Origin of the sequence: Sphingomonas sp. R86520 (genome assembly GCF_042466285.1) — a bacterium.
In the GTDB taxonomy this organism is placed as follows: Bacteria; Pseudomonadota; Alphaproteobacteria; order Sphingomonadales; family Sphingomonadaceae; genus Sphingomonas.
Genome location: NZ_JAXHBZ010000001.1, coordinates 3,632,116 through 3,646,408, shown reverse-complemented (window position 1 = coordinate 3,646,408; position 14,293 = coordinate 3,632,116). Strand labels below are relative to the sequence as shown.

General features: G+C 66.7%; 10 protein-coding genes. 6 read left to right on the top strand and 4 right to left on the bottom strand.

All coding sequences use genetic code 11. From position 1 onward, the window contains the following. Window positions 1–7: 7 nt before the first annotated feature. Window positions 8–571: a TetR/AcrR family transcriptional regulator gene (locus SJY41_RS16770; RefSeq protein WP_380784174.1), complete on the bottom strand. Its 564-nt coding sequence runs from the start codon at window positions 569–571 to the stop codon at window positions 8–10. A gap of 141 nt (window positions 572–712) precedes the next feature. On the opposite strand from SJY41_RS16770, the gene SJY41_RS16765 reads away from it, so the two are divergent. From SJY41_RS16765 to SJY41_RS16755, 3 genes are read left to right on the top strand one after another with little or no spacing between them, the layout of a single operon-like run. Continuing rightward, the gene (locus SJY41_RS16765) at window positions 713–1,912 is read left to right on the top strand and encodes an efflux RND transporter periplasmic adaptor subunit (protein ID WP_380783356.1); all 1,200 of its coding nucleotides are present in this window, start codon (window positions 713–715) and stop codon (window positions 1,910–1,912) included. A 6-nt stretch (window positions 1,913–1,918) separates the two neighbouring features. Beyond that, on the top strand, window positions 1,919–5,095 hold the full coding sequence (locus tag SJY41_RS16760) for an efflux RND transporter permease subunit (protein ID WP_380783355.1): 3,177 nt from the start codon (window positions 1,919–1,921) through the stop codon (window positions 5,093–5,095). 5 nt (window positions 5,096–5,100) lie between these two features. Further along, window positions 5,101–6,582 (top strand): efflux transporter outer membrane subunit, encoded by a 1,482-nt coding sequence (locus SJY41_RS16755; protein WP_380783354.1) that lies wholly within the window; start codon window positions 5,101–5,103, stop codon window positions 6,580–6,582. 59 nt (window positions 6,583–6,641) lie between these two features. Here the strand turns inward: SJY41_RS16755 and SJY41_RS16750 are convergent, their stop codons facing one another. Continuing rightward, window positions 6,642–7,253, bottom strand: a complete 612-nt coding sequence (locus SJY41_RS16750) for an NADPH-dependent FMN reductase (RefSeq protein ID WP_380783353.1) — start codon at window positions 7,251–7,253, stop codon at window positions 6,642–6,644. A 220-nt stretch (window positions 7,254–7,473) separates the two neighbouring features. Between SJY41_RS16750 and SJY41_RS16745 the strand changes: the two genes are divergently transcribed. The 3 genes from SJY41_RS16745 to SJY41_RS16735 all read left to right on the top strand — a co-directional run bounded on the left by SJY41_RS16745 (window position 7,474) and on the right by SJY41_RS16735 (window position 11,769). Beyond that, window positions 7,474–9,636, top strand: a complete 2,163-nt coding sequence (locus SJY41_RS16745; RefSeq protein WP_380783351.1) for a transglycosylase domain-containing protein — start codon at window positions 7,474–7,476, stop codon at window positions 9,634–9,636. A gap of 211 nt (window positions 9,637–9,847) precedes the next feature. Further along, complete coding sequence (locus SJY41_RS16740) at window positions 9,848–10,849, top strand: threonine aldolase family protein (RefSeq protein ID WP_380783350.1); 1,002 nt, start codon at window positions 9,848–9,850, stop codon at window positions 10,847–10,849. Next, a complete protein-coding gene (locus SJY41_RS16735; RefSeq protein ID WP_380783348.1) occupies window positions 10,846–11,769 on the top strand; it encodes a DMT family transporter in 924 nt (307 codons plus the stop codon). The genes SJY41_RS16740 and SJY41_RS16735 overlap by 4 nt, the downstream gene beginning before the upstream one ends. Here SJY41_RS16735 and SJY41_RS16730 read toward each other — a convergent pair. Both SJY41_RS16730 and SJY41_RS16725 read right to left on the bottom strand, forming a co-directional pair. After that, a complete protein-coding gene (locus tag SJY41_RS16730; protein WP_380783347.1) occupies window positions 11,682–12,518 on the bottom strand; it encodes an NAD(P)-dependent oxidoreductase in 837 nt (278 codons plus the stop codon). The genes SJY41_RS16735 and SJY41_RS16730 overlap by 88 nt on opposite strands. A 4-nt stretch (window positions 12,519–12,522) precedes the next feature. Then, entirely contained in the window at window positions 12,523–14,229 is a 1,707-nt protein-coding gene (locus SJY41_RS16725; protein ID WP_380783346.1) for a M28 family metallopeptidase, read from the bottom strand. Window positions 14,230–14,293: the final 64 nt, after the last annotated feature.

Below are 14,293 nucleotides of genomic sequence, written 5' to 3'. Positions count from 1 at the left end.
CAGCCGGTTACAGCGCGCGGACCGCCGCCAGGATCATCCGCCCGGTCAACCGAGCGGTCTCGTCCTCCGACAGGCGCGGGCGCGACAGGGTGCGATGGCCCAGCCCGAACATGAAGGCCAGGATCAGCTCCTCGGCGCCTTCCAGTTCGTTTTCCTGCAAGTCCGGATTGGCGAGGCAGGCCAGTTCGCGGATCATCCGGCGAAAACCGCGGCACAGATCGGCGATCGTGTCGGCGACGTCGGTATTGCGGTGCGCCTCGGCCATGATCTCGAACGACAGCGCCTCGTCACCCTTCGACAAGGCGCGCCGTGCCAGTTCGACGAACCCTTCCTCGATCGACAGTCCCTTCGACTTCACGGAGTCGTTCATGGTCTGCAACTCGGCCATCTTGGCGGCGGCGTCGTCCATCACGATCGCCTGGATCACCGCGTTCTTGCCGGTGAATATGCGATAGATCTGGCCCACGGAGACGCCCGCGGCCACCGCCAGTTCGGACATCGGGGTTTGATGAAACCCTTGTGTCGCAAACAGATGACGGGCCGACGAGACGATACGCTCCCGACTTCCCATTTCATGCTGCACTGCACTCAAAATCAAAATCCCGACGCGTTTTTTGGTTGACCGGCCGCTCGCACAATCCTAGCGGGCATGCAAGCGGAATGAACGTTCATTCCGCGCATACTCATCTGCACGGACGTCGGGATACTCAACATGCAGCGATTGAACCTCAAGGGATCGGTGGCCCTCGCCGCTCTGGCGCTCATGGCAGCGTGCAGCAAGGAAGAGGCTCCGCCGCCGCCGCCGACGCCAACCGTCGGCGTCGTCACGGTCGCGCAGGAGTCGGTGGTCCTGACATCCGAACTCCCCGGTCGTATCGCCGCGGTCGAGACGTCGGAAGTGCGTCCGCAGGTCAGCGGCGTCATTCGCGATCGCCTGTTCACCGAGGGTGCGATGGTGCGCGCGGGCCAGGTCCTGTATGCGATCGAGGACGCCCCCTACCGTGCTGCGCTCGCCAGCGCGCAGGGCCAGCTCGGCGCCGCCCAGTCGCAGATCAACGCGACACGTCTCCAGGCCCAGCGCTACGGCCAGCTGGTCGCCCTGAACGCGGTCAGCAAGCAGGAAGCCGACAACGCGACGGCGTCCGCACAACAGGCTCGCGCCAATGTTGCAGCGCAGCAGGCCGCGGTCCAGTCCGCCCGCGTCAACCTGGGCTTCACGCGCATCAAGGCGCCGATTTCGGGTCGCATCGGCCGGTCGATCGCGACCGTCGGCGCGCTGGTTCAGACCGGCCAGACCGATGCGCTCGCAACGATCCAGCGCACCAACACCGTCTATGTCGACGTGACGCAGTCGGCGGCGCAGCTGCTCGACCTGAAGGCAGCGATGGCATCCGGCGGCGTGACGCGCAGCGATGGCAGCGCCCGCGTCCAGTTGCTGCTCCCCAACGGCCAGACCTATCCGATCGAGGGCCGCCTGCAATTCTCCGAAGTCACGGTCGACCAGACCACCGGCGCGGTGACGCTGCGCGCGAGCTTCGCCAATCCCAACGGCCTGTTGCTGCCGGGGATGTACGTTCGCGCCAAGCTGGTCGAGGGTACGCGGACCCAGGCGATCATGGCGCCGCAGGAGGGTATCAGTCGCGATCCGCGCGGCGGCGCGACCGCGATGGTGGTCAACGCACAGAACAAGGTCGAGCAACGCACCGTCGTCACCGACCGCGTGATCGGCGACAAGTGGATCATCACAAGCGGCCTGAAGCCCGGCGACAAGCTGATCGTCGAAGGGTTGCTCAACCTGCGCCCCGGCACGACCGTCAAGCCAGCCGCACCGCAGCAGATCGGCAAGGCCGCGGCTCAGGGTGGCAACGGCGCGGGCGCGTCCGCCGCCGGCAACACGCAGGCCGGAAAGTAACCGCCCATGTCACGCTATTTCATCGATCGACCCATCTTCGCGTGGGTCATCGCCATCATCCTGATGATGGCCGGTATCCTCGCGATCCGCTCGCTGCCGATCGCCCAGTTCCCTGAGATCGCCGCCCCCAAGGTGACGGTCGCGACGTCCTATCCGGGCGCCGACGCGCAGACGCTCGAGAACACGACGACGCAGATCATCGAGCAGCAGATGAAGGGCATCGACAACCTTCGCTACTTCGCCTCGACCTCGGACGGCTCGGGCAACCTCGCGATCACGCTCACCTTCGAGCAGGGTACCGATCCCGACATCGCTCAGGTCCAGGTGCAGAACAAGCTGCAGCAGGCGACGCCGCTCCTGCCGCAGGAAGTGCAGCAGGCCGGTCTCCGCGTGACCAAGGCGACCGCCAACTTCCTGCTCGTGATCGCCGCCTATTCGGAGGACGGCAGCCACGACCAGGTCGATCTGGGCGACATGATCGCCTCGAAACTCCAGGATCCGCTCAGCCGTATCAAGGGCGTCGGCGACACGCAGGTGTTCGGCGCGCAGTACTCGATGCGGATCTGGGTCGATCCGTTCAAGATGTCGAACCTCGGCGTGACCGTCACCGACATCACCTCGGCACTGACCGCGCAGAACGCCCAGGTATCCGCTGGTCAGGTCGGCAGCTTGCCCGCGGTCAAGGGCCAGGCGCTCAATGCCACGGTCACCGCACAGTCGCGGCTGCAGACGCCCGAACAGTTCCGCGCGATCATCGTCCGCTCGGCGACGAGCGGTGCGACCGTCAAACTTTCGGACGTCGCCCGTGTCGAGATGGGCTCGGAAAACTACAGCTTCCAGGCGCGCTACAACGGCAAGCAGGCAGCGGGCTTCGGCGTGAAGCTGGCGCCGGGTGCCAACGCGCTCGATACCGTCAAGCTGGTGAAGGCCGAGGTCAACCGGATCGCCAAGCAGTTCCCGCCCGACGTCAAGGTCGCGTTCCCGATCGACAATTCGACGTTCGTGCGGCTGTCGGTCGAGCAGGTCGTCCACACCCTGATCGAGGCGATCGTCCTCGTCTTCCTCGTGATGTTCCTGTTCCTCCAGAACTTCCGCGCGACGTTGATCCCGACGATCGCGGTACCGGTCGTGCTGCTCGGCTCGCTTGCCGTGCTCCAGGTCGCGGGATTCACGATCAACACGCTGACGCTGTTCGGCATGGTGCTGGCGATCGGCCTGCTCGTCGATGACGCGATCGTCGTCGTCGAGAACGTCGAACGCCTGATCCAGGAGGAGGGGCTTTCGCCGAAGGAAGCCGCGCGCAAGTCGATGGACGAGATCAGCGGCGCGCTGGTCGGCATCGGTCTCGTGCTGTCCGCCGTGTTCCTGCCGATGGCGTTCTTCAGCGGCTCGACCGGCGTGATCTTCCGTCAGTTCTCGATCACCATCGTGTCGTCGATGGCGCTGTCGGTGCTCGTCGCCTTGATCCTGACGCCGGCGCTCTGCGCGACCATACTGAAGCCTGCCAAGGATGGACACGGCGAGAAGAAGGGCTTTTTCGGCTGGTTCAACCGTACCTTCGACAAGGGTGTCGGCCGCTATGGCAACGGCCTGCGCCGCGTCGAGAAGGGCTGGGTCCGCACGATGCTGGTCTACGCGCTGATCGTCGTCGCGATGGCGTTCGTGTTCCTGCGCCTGCCCTCGGGCTTCCTCCCCGAGGAGGATCAGGGCGTCATGTTCGCGCAGGTCTCGATGCCGACGGGCACGACCATGGAGGAGACCGCGCGGACGATGGACAAGGTCCGCGATCACTTCCTGATCGACGAGAAGGCGAACGTCTCCGGGATCTTCACGATCAGCGGCTTCGGCTTCGTCGGCCAGGGCCAGAATGTCGGCATCGCCTTCATCCAGCTCAAGCCCTGGGAAGATCGTAGCGGTGCGCAGAACACCGTTGCCGCGGTCGCCGGACGCGCCAACCAGGCGCTCGCCGGGGTCCGCGCCGGCATGGTGATCGGCTTCGTGCCACCCGCCGTGCAGGAACTCGGCAACGCCAACGGCTTCGACTTCATGCTGAAGGACAATGCCGGCGTCGGTCACGACAAGCTGCTCGAGGCGCGCAACATGCTGCTCGGCATGGCCAGCCAGGACAAGCGCCTGATGCAGGTCCGTCCGAACGGCCTGGAGGATGCGCCGCAGCTGAAACTGAACGTCGATCAGGCGGAGGCCGGGGCTCTGGGGCTCAGCCAGGCGGACATCAACACGACCGTCAGCACCGCGTTCGGTGGCGCCTACATCAACGACTTCATCGACCGTGGTCGCGTGAAGAAGGTGTATGTGCAGGCCGACGCGCCGTTCCGCACCTCGCCTGCGGATCTCGGCAACTTCTACGTCCGCGGCACGACGAGCGGCGCGATGGCCCCGTTCTCGTCCTTCTCGACGACCGAGTGGAAATTCGGCCCGTCGCGTCTGGAACGCTATAACGGCGTCGCCTCGTTCGAGATCATGGGCTCGCCGGCGCCGGGCGTCAGCAGCGGTACCGCGATCAAGGCGATGGAGGAGATGGCGGCCAAGCTGCCGGCCGGCATCGGCTATGAGTGGACAGGGCTCAGCTACGAGGAGCAGCTGTCCGGCGGCCAGTCGACCTATGTCTACGCGCTGTCGTTGCTGATCGTGTTCCTCTGTCTCGCGGCGTTGTACGAGAGCTGGTCGATCCCGATCGCCGTCCTGCTGGTGGTGCCATTGGGCGTCCTCGGCGCGGTGCTCGCGGCGACGATCTTCAAGCTCAACAACGACATCTACCTTCAGGTCGGCCTGATCACGACGATCGGCGTGGCGGCGAAGAACGCGATCCTGATCGTCGAATTCGCCGAGGAGAAGATGCGGGACGGGATGAACGCGGCCGATGCCGCGGTCGAGGCGGCCAAGCTTCGCCTTCGCCCGATCCTGATGACGTCGTTCGCGTTCATCTTCGGCGTGTTGCCGCTCGCTCTGTCGAGTGGTGCGGGTGCCGGCGGCCAGAACGCGATCGGCTGGGCGGTGGTCGGCGGCATGCTGTCCGCGACCATCCTCGCGATCTTCTTCGTGCCGCTGTTCTTCTTGTTGGTGAAGCGCCTGTTCAAGCAGGACAGGCCGGCCAAGACGACCCATACGGACCACCGTGACGGCGACGATACGCCCCACGACCAGCGGCCGCAGGAGGCCTGATCACAATGTTCTCGCGCAAAACAGCCCTCACGTTCGCTGCCGGGCTCACGCTCGCCGGGTGCAACCTCGCGCCGAAATATGTTCGGCCCGAGCTCCCGGTGGCGCCTGCGACCCCCACTGGTCCCGCCTACGCAGCGACCGACGCGGTCGGAGCGATCATACCCGCGGATACCGCGTGGGAGGCGTTCTTCACGGACGATCGGCTGCGCGGCGTGATCCGCCTCGCGCTCGACAACAACCGCGATGTCCGCATCGCGGTCGCCAACGTCGCACAGGCCCGCGCGCAGTACCGCGTGCAGCGTGCCGACCTGTTCCCGACGATCGGTGCGACCGGCAGTGCGACCTATCAGAAGTCACCGTTCGGCGCCGTCAGTGGTGGTACCGGGACAGGAACGGGTACCGGAACTGGGACCGGAACTGGGACCGGCGCGGGTACCGGTGCCGTCGCGGGCAGCGGGCGAACCGATATCTATTCGGCGAACGTCGGCGTGTCCGCATGGGAGATCGATCTCTTCGGCCGTGTCCGCAATCTGACTCAGGCGCAGCAGGAAGCGTATTTCGCGGCGCAGGAGAATCGCAACGCCGCGCAGGTCGCGCTCATCGCGGAGACGGCGACGGCGTGGCTGACGATGGCCGCCGACCAGGATCGTCTGAAGATCGCGCGGGATACCGAGCGGGCGTTCGGGCAGACCCTCAAGCTGACGCAGGATCGCTTCCGCATCGGCATCGCATCCGAGCTGGAGGTGCGCCAGGCACGGACGACCTACGATCAGGCGCGGTCGGACATATCCGATGCGACGACGCTGATCGCGCAGGACCAGAACGCTCTCAACCTGCTGGCCGGGACCAGCCTGCCGACCGCGCTGCTTCCCGCGCAAATGCCGGAGAAGACGCCGACGCTCGAGAACCTGCCGGCAAACCTGTCGTCGGAGGTGTTGTTGCGCCGCCCCGACATCGCCTCGGCCGAGCATCAGCTGATCGCCGCCAACGCCAATATCGGTGCGGCCCGCGCGGCGTTCTTCCCGAACATCTCGCTGACCGCGGCGTTCGGCACGCTCAGCCTCGGTCTGTCGAACCTGTTCGGCAATGGCAGCCAGAGCTGGTCGGTCGCACCGACGATCACCCAGCCGATCTTCGACTTTGGCCGCAACAAGGGTAATCTGGATTACGCCAAGGCGACGCGCGACGCGATGCTCGCGACGTACGAGCGCAGCGTCCAGACCGGCTTCCGCGAAGTTGCCGATGCACTTGCCCGCCGCGGCACCATCGACAGCCAACTCGAAGCCCAGACATCGCTGCGCGACAACGCAGCGGGTGCGTTCAACCTGTCGCAGCTTCGCTTTCGCGCCGGGATCGATCCGTTCCTGAACACGCTCGATTCGCAACGTTCGCTCTACACTGCCCAGCAGAGCTTGCTCGCGACGCGGCTGGTCCGCGACAGCAACGCGGTCGAACTCTACCGCGCGCTGGGCGGCGGCTTGCGCTGACGCCCGCGGCAAAGCGGGCGGCGCGAGACCTCGTATTCGTGCCGCCCGCTTTGCCCGTCTTAGTTGGAAGGCTCGGCCAGTGGCGCAAACCGCGCCACCTGGTGACCCACCAGGCGCAGCTGCTCGATCACCGCAGGATCGTTCGCGCCGCCCTCTGCATCGAACTTGGTGATCTGCGTGTTGATCGCGGCCGCGAACGGCGTCGGCCACCCGCGCAGCGCATGGACGATCGAGCGGAGCGCCGCGATCGTGCTGCCCGTCGCCTGCCATCCGTAAGCCGTGGCGATCAGCCCGACCGGCATGTCCGCCAGATACGGCCGCTCGGGATCGCGCGCGGTTTCCTCCAGCAGGTCGAGCGCGTTCTTCACCACGCCCGAGATGCTGCCGTGATAGCCCGGACTGGCAATGATCACCGCAGACGCCTCGCGCACCGCCGCCACGAACGCCAGCTCGTCGGGGGTCCGCGTCGTCGCCTTGGGATCGTAGAGCGGCAGGCGCGCCATGTCGGCACCGCCGAACATCTGCGTCCGGTATCCCTGTTTCTCGACCGCATCGAGCGCGATGCGCAGCGCACGCTCGGTCGACGAAACGCCGCCGATCGTGCCGCCGATGCCAACTACCAGGGGAAGAGTGTCGGAAGCGGCCACGGTTTCATCCTGTTCGAACGTCATCGACATGCTCTTCCCCGTTTCACCGCACGATGACAACAGGCCTTCGGTCCGTTCTCGCCTTGCGATCATCGCCACCGGTCGGCGACGGCGCTGTCGCTAAGCCCCTGTACACGTTAAGCATGCGCAAAGGCGGAATGCAGCCGCACAGGCTTGCCCGAGCTGTCATAGAACGATAATACACCCGATGTCCGCCGCTTGGCCGACCCGCTGGAACGATCCGATGCGCCCCGATCCCTTCGATACCAACCGTTCCAGTGGCTCGAGCGCGGGTAGCGACCGCGAGCCCTATGCCTATGAACGCGAGCGGCTGATCACCGAACGCGAACGCCTGCGTCAGAAATATGAGCGCAATCGTGACGGCGACGATTCCGAACCGTATGAGCGCGATCTTACCGACGCTTATGTCGCCCCGCGCCCACCACGCCGCTCCCGGCCGATCGGCCGCTGGGTGCTGCGCGGTACCGGGATCGGCATCATCCTGCTGGTCGTGGCGATCATCTGGCTGGCGATCACTGCGCCACTGTCGAAGTCGCTGCAGCCGCCGACCCCGCCCTCGATCACACTGACCGCGGACGACGGTACGCCGATCGCACGGCGCGGCGCGATCATCGGCAAGCCGGTCGATGCGGCCAAGCTGCCGCCGCACGTCACCCAGGCCTTTCTCGCGATCGAGGACCGGCGTTTCTATTCGCACTGGGGCGTAGACCCTCGCGGTATCGCGCGCGCGGCCTGGGCGAATCTCGGCTCGGGCGGCGTGCGCCAGGGCGGCAGCACGATCACCCAGCAGCTCGCCAAGAACGCGTTCCTCGATTCGGACCGCACTGCGACGCGGAAAATCCGCGAGGCGATGATCGCGTTCTGGCTGGAGGCCTGGCTGTCGAAGGACGAGATCCTCTCGCGCTATCTCTCGAACGTCTATTTCGGCGACAACACCTACGGGATCAGCGCGGCGGCCAAGCATTATTTCGGTCGTACGCCCGACAAGCTGAACGTCGGGCAGGCGGCAATGCTCGCCGGGCTGGTCAAGGCGCCGTCGCGCCTCGCCCCCACCTCCAACCTCGAAGGCGCGCGCAAGCGGGAGGCCGTCGTGGTCGGCGCGATGGTCGATGCGGGCTTCCTGACCAAGGCGGAGGGTGATTCGGTCCAGCCGCAGCGCGTGCTCGGCAGCCGCCCGTCGCAGCTCCCCAACGGCACCTATTTCGCCGACTGGATCCTGCCTGAAGCACGCGACCAGGCCGGCGAGATCAAGACCGAGGCGACCGTCCAGACGACGCTCGATCCGCGCCTGCAACGCGCCGCCGAACGCACCGTCGCGCGCGCTGGCCTGCGTGACGCGCAGGTCGCGCTCGTGGCGATGCGTCCCGACGGCCGCGTCGTCGCGATGGTCGGGGGCAAGAACTACGCGAAAAGTCCGTTCAACCGCGCCACCCAGGCGCGGCGCCAGCCCGGCTCGACCTTCAAGCTGTTCGTATACCTTGCCGCGATGCGCCAGGGCATGACGCCTGATTCGACGATCGAGGACCGGCCGGTGACGATCGGCGACTGGACCCCGAAGAACGCCGACGGACGCTATCAAGGCACGATCACGCTCCGCCAGGCGTTCGCGCGCTCGTCCAACGTCGCCGCCGCACGCCTCACGCAACAGGTCGGCGTAAAGGCGGTGATCAAGGCGGCGCGCGACCTCGGTATCTCGACGCCGATCCCGAACGAGGCGACGATCGGCCTCGGTACCTCGACCGTATCGCTGCTCGAACTGACCGCCGCCTATGCCGCGATCGCGCGCGAGCAATATCCGGTCCAGCCGCGTGGCCTCGCCGACGTTCGCGAGAAGGGCTGGTACCAGTCGCTGACCGGCGGCGCGACCGCGATGCCCGACAAGATTCACGGCGAAATGCTCGACCTGCTGGCCGCTTCGATCCGCACCGGTACCGGTCGCGGCGCGAACCTGACAGTCGATGCGTTCGGCAAGACCGGCACGACATCGGACAACAAGGACGCACTGTTCGTCGGCTTCGCGCGCGATCTGGTGGTCGGCGTGTGGGTCGGCAACGACGACAATACCTCCAACCCCGGCCTGTCGGGCGGCGGCATCCCGGCACGGATCTGGCGCGACTTCATGCAGTCCGCGCTGGGGATCGCACCGATCGCGGCACCGGCGCCGGCGGTCGAGGAAGTCGATCCGGACGCACTGCCCTCGGACGACCAGGACAATTCGGTGCTGCCGCTCGGCGGTGAGATCGAGGGGTTGGGCTTCAACCTGAAGATGGGCCAGGACGGCACCATCTCCGTCGGCCCCTCCCGCCGCGACCGCCAGGAGGGCCCGCCGCCGCGCGAAGATCGCCGGCCTCCGGAAGAAGAACAAGGGCCCGACGAGGGGCAGTAGCACCCCCATCGGCACCATCCGTCCACTCAGCAGCACCCCGGCGGAGGCCGGGGCCCAATTGGAAAGGTTGCAGCAACGACGCGCAGTTCTTCGTTACCTACCGCCCCCACATGGGCCCCGGCCTTCGCCGGGGTGGATGAGTAAAGCGTCGACTTGCAACTCAGCGAGACGCCCCGTTGACGCCACCACCGCATCGCAGCATGTCTCCCCCATGCGCTTCTTCTCCGACAATGCCGCCACGATCCATCCGCACGTCATGGCCGCGATCGCCGCCGCCGACACGCTCGACACCGCCTATGCCGGTGATGCGTGGAGCCAACAGCTCGACGGCCGCCTCTCCGCGCTGTTCGAGACCGAGGTCGCGGTGCTCTGGGTCCCGACCGGCACCGCCGCCAACTGCCTCGCGCTCGCCGCGCTCTGCCCCCCGCACGGCGGCATCGTCTGCCACCGCGACGCGCACATCCAGAACGACGAGGGCGGCGCGCCCGAATTCTACACCCACGGCGCCAAGCTGTTCCTCGCCGACGGCGACGGCGCGAAGATGACGCCCGACACGATCCGCGCCGTCATCGACGCGATCGCCGACGACGTCCACCGCGTCCAGCCGCACGCGATCTCGATCACCAACGCCACCGAATACGGCCGCGTGTACCAACCCCACGAAGTCGCCGCGATCGGCACGCTGGCCAAGGAACGGGGCCTCGGCTTCCACATGGACGGCGCACGCTTCGCCAACGCGATGGTCCACGCCGGCTGCTCGCCCGCCGACATGACGTGGCGTGCCGGCGTCGATGCGCTGAGCTTCGGCTTCGTCAAGAACGGCGCGATGAGTGCGGAGGCCTTGGTCTTCTTCAAGCCCGACCTCGCCGCCGTCACGCAATACCGCCGCAAGCGCGCAGGCCTGCTGCTGTCGAAGGGCCGCTACCTCGCCGCGCAGATCCTGGCCATGCTCGAGGACGACCTCTGGCTCGCCAACGCCAAGGCCGCGAACGACGCCGCCGCCAAGCTCGCGGCAGCCGCCGGCAATCGCCTAGTCCACCCGGTCGAGGCGAATGAAGTCTTCCTCCGAGCCACCCCCGAAGAAGCCGCAGCCCTCCGTGCGAAAGGCTTCGACTTCTATGACTGGGCGGCGGGAGAAATCCGCCTCGTCACCGCCTGGGACAGCCCAGCGGACGCGGTCGCCCTGCTCGCCGACGCGATCCGGGAGTTATGACGCCCGGCCCTACCGACCCACCGCAGTCGACCCGGGCCGCAGTGCTGATCCCGTTCGGTATCGTCACCCTGATCTGGGGCTCGACCTGGCTTGTCATCCGCGACCAGATCGCGGTGGTGCCGCCAAGCTGGTCGATCAGCTACCGCTTCCTCATCGCGAGCATCGCGATGGCGATCTATGCGACGGCCAAGCGCGAAAGCTTCAAATTCGACGCCCGCGGCTACGCGTTCGCGGCGGTGATCGGCATCGCGCTGTTCACCTTCAACTTCAACTTCGTCTACCGCGCCGAGCATTACGTCACCTCCGGCCTCGTCGCCGTAGTGTTCGCCCTCCTGCTCGTCCCCAACGCGATCTTCGGGCGGATCTTCCTCAAGCAACGCCTCGGGCGGCAGCTGATGGTCGGGTGCGCGGTGGCGATGGCGGGGGTCGCGTTGCTGTTCGTCAACGAAGCGCGGGTCGATCCGCACGGCCCGCGCTCGGCGACGATCGGTATCGTCCTGACCTTGTGCGGCGTGATGGCCGCCTCGGTCGCCAACGTCATCCAGGGTAGCGCGTTCGCCAAGCGCTATCCGATGGCGCCGACGCTCGCGATGGCGATGCTGATCGGCGCGTGCCTCGATGCCGCCTTCGCCTGGATCACCACCGGCCCGCCGGTGTTCGAGCCTCGCTTCGGCTATGTCGCCGGCATCCTCTATCTCGGCGTGTTCGCGTCGGCACTTGCCTTCCCGCTGTATTTCAACGTCATCCGCGCGATCGGCCCGGCAAAGGCGGCCTATTCGGGCGTCATCGTGCCGGTGATCGCGATGCTGCTATCGACGATCTTCGAGCGCTATCACTGGTCGACGCTGGCCGTCGCCGGCGCGATCCTGTCCGGGATCGGCTTGGTCATCGCACTCAGCGCACGCAGACCGGCGCGGTAGTCGGGCCATGCAGGCGTCCAGCCGAGCACGCGCTTAGCCTTGCCGTTCGCCACCCGCCGGTTCTCGTTATAAAACCCTCGCCCCATCGCCGATAGCTCCTCGAGCGTCACGAACGGCGGCGCGGGCATCCCGAGCAGCATCGCCGCGAACGCCACCACGTCGTTCTGCGACGCTGGCACGTCGTCCGCGAGGTTATACGCCCCCGCCGGCGCATCGAACCCGGCAATCACGCCCGAGACGATATCGTCGACATGCGCGCGGCTGAACACCTGGCCGGGTTGCTCGATCCTGTGCGCCTTGCCCTGCCGCACCCGGTCGAGCGGCGAGCGCCCCGGACCATAGATCCCTGGCAACCGGAACGTCCGCGCGCCGATCGCGAGCCAGTCCGCATCCGCCGCCGCCCGCGCGCTCCGACGACCGCCACCGATCGGCGCAGTCTCGTCGACCCACGCGCCCTGCGCATCGCCGTACACGCCAGTCGACGACAGATACCCGGTCCACGCCCGCGTCCGCAGCAACAGCGAACCATAGCGTCCGAGCACGGGATCCGCGTCATGCTCGGGCGGCACCGACGACAGGATGTGCGTCGCCGCCGCCATCTCCGCCGTCACCGCATCAACATCGTCGAAACGGAGCGTACCATCGCGACCGTCCCGCGTCGTACCGACGACATGCCAGCCATCCGCCGCGAGCCGCTCGGCAAGCCGCGATGCCGTATAGCCTAGACCGAAGACCAGCAGCCTGCTCATACGCTCAGTTCCCTGTCCCCGTGGGCGCCATCGGCCCCTTGTACAAAGTCCAGAAATAATCGCCCGTGTTCCACACCGGCCGCTGCGCACCGTCGGCGATCTCGCGCGCGATCCGGTAGTTCGCATCGACGAACCGCACGCCCTGATCCCACATAATCGGCTGGGTCAGGTCGTCCGACGGCTTGTGGTAATTGTTCGCCATGAAATACGCGACCGCGGCCTTGCCCGGCCCCTTCTGACCCGGCCACAGGAACACCGACGGGATCCCCTTCTGAACAAAGCGGAAATGATCCGAGCGGACGAAGATGCCCTCCTCCGGCATCGGATCGGGCGACAGGCCGACGCCGATCGCCGCGACCGCCTTCTGGACGATAGGACCGATGGTGGAACGCTCGGCACCGAACACCACCATGTCCTCGAACTTGTAGGTCAGGATCGGCATGTCGAGGTTCACGTCCGCGACGATCGAGGTCAGCGGCACGGTCGGGTGGTTGGTGAAGTAATCGCTGCCGACCAGCCCCATCTCCTCGCCGGTGACCGCCAGGAACATGATCGTGCGCTTGGGGCCCTGCCCGCTGGCCGTGAAGCGCTTGGCCTCCTCGATCAGGCTGGCGATGCCGATCGCATTGTCGAGCGCGCCGTTATTGAGCGCGTCACCCTTGATAGGCTTGGTAATGCCGATGTGATCGAGATGCGCCGACAGCACGACGACCTGCTTGCCGACCACCGGATCGCTGCCGGGGATCATGCCGACGACGTTGCTGCTCGCGGCGGGCACGAAGCTCGTCTTGGTCGCGACCGTCAGCGTACCCACCAAGGCCACCGCCTTGAACTTCGCATTGTCGCTGTCCGCCTGCTTCACGACCTTGCTCCAAGGCGTCTTCGCGCCGGCGAACAGCTTGGCCGCGCCGACCATGCTGACCGTGCCGAGCGACGGTGCGCCGGGCGCATCGACCTTGCCGGTACCGTCGAGGTTCGCCCACGTCATCCGCGGTGTCGCGTAGGAGTCGGCCAGCTTGGCGAACGTCCGCACCTTTGCCGAGCGCGGGCTCTCCAGCGTGATCACGCCGACCGCGCCCTTGGCCTGCGCGATCGCTGCCTTGGTGCCGCCCGAGCCGAAGAACGCGCGCTCCTCACCGCCGAAACGCGCGGGCGAGCCACCGAAATAGGCGACGATCTTGCCGCGGACGTCGACGCCCCTGTAATCGTCCTGGCCATATTGCGGCGCGTCGATGCCGTAGCCGACGAACACGACGGGCGCTGAAACGCTCGTCTCCGCCTTCGCGCCGTTCGCGGCAGGCACGTAATCCTCACCGAACACGAGCGGCTGCACAGGCCCGCGACCGGTCCAGACGAAATCGCCCTTGCTCGCCGCCTTGTACGAAACGAGCGGCACGGTCTGGAGATAGCCGCCCTGATCGCCACCCGGCCGCAGACCGGCGGCATAGAATTGCGCGGCGACATATTGCGCGGCGATGTCGAACTCGGGGCTGCCGGCCTCGCGACCCTTCATCGCATCCGATGCGAGGAACAGCACATGCGCCTTCATCGCCGCCTGATCGGCCGGCAGCGGCGCGGCGAGCTTGGCGTTCAATTCGGCAGCATTCGGGGCGGTCGCCGGAGCCGGCGCGGGGGCAGCCTGGGGCGCAGTCTGAGCAAGGGCGGAGGTAGAAAGCGCGAGCAACGCGAGCGCGCCGAGAGGACGATACATCCGGAAATCCTTGCAAAGGGAATGTGTTGCAGCGGCGTAGCATCCACCGTCACCCGCGCAAGCT

Excerpts from the sequence above, each read along its gene's own strand:
- SJY41_RS16760 (WP_380783355.1), top strand. The coding sequence starts at position 1,919 with ATGTCACGCTATTTCATCGATCGACCCATCTTCGCGTGGGTCATCGCC.
- SJY41_RS16745 (WP_380783351.1), top strand. The coding sequence starts at position 7,474 with ATGCGCCCCGATCCCTTCGATACCAACCGTTCCAGTGGCTCGAGCGCG.
- SJY41_RS16750 (WP_380783353.1), bottom strand. The coding sequence starts at position 7,253 with ATGACGTTCGAACAGGATGAAACCGTGGCCGCTTCCGACACTCTTCCC.
- SJY41_RS16735 (WP_380783348.1), top strand. The coding sequence starts at position 10,846 with ATGACGCCCGGCCCTACCGACCCACCGCAGTCGACCCGGGCCGCAGTG.
- SJY41_RS16765 (WP_380783356.1), top strand. The coding sequence starts at position 713 with ATGCAGCGATTGAACCTCAAGGGATCGGTGGCCCTCGCCGCTCTGGCG.
- SJY41_RS16725 (WP_380783346.1), bottom strand. The coding sequence starts at position 14,229 with ATGTATCGTCCTCTCGGCGCGCTCGCGTTGCTCGCGCTTTCTACCTCC.
- SJY41_RS16755 (WP_380783354.1), top strand. The coding sequence starts at position 5,101 with ATGTTCTCGCGCAAAACAGCCCTCACGTTCGCTGCCGGGCTCACGCTC.
- SJY41_RS16740 (WP_380783350.1), top strand. The coding sequence starts at position 9,848 with ATGCGCTTCTTCTCCGACAATGCCGCCACGATCCATCCGCACGTCATG.
- SJY41_RS16770 (WP_380784174.1), bottom strand. The coding sequence starts at position 571 with ATGGGAAGTCGGGAGCGTATCGTCTCGTCGGCCCGTCATCTGTTTGCG.
- SJY41_RS16730 (WP_380783347.1), bottom strand. The coding sequence starts at position 12,518 with ATGAGCAGGCTGCTGGTCTTCGGTCTAGGCTATACGGCATCGCGGCTT.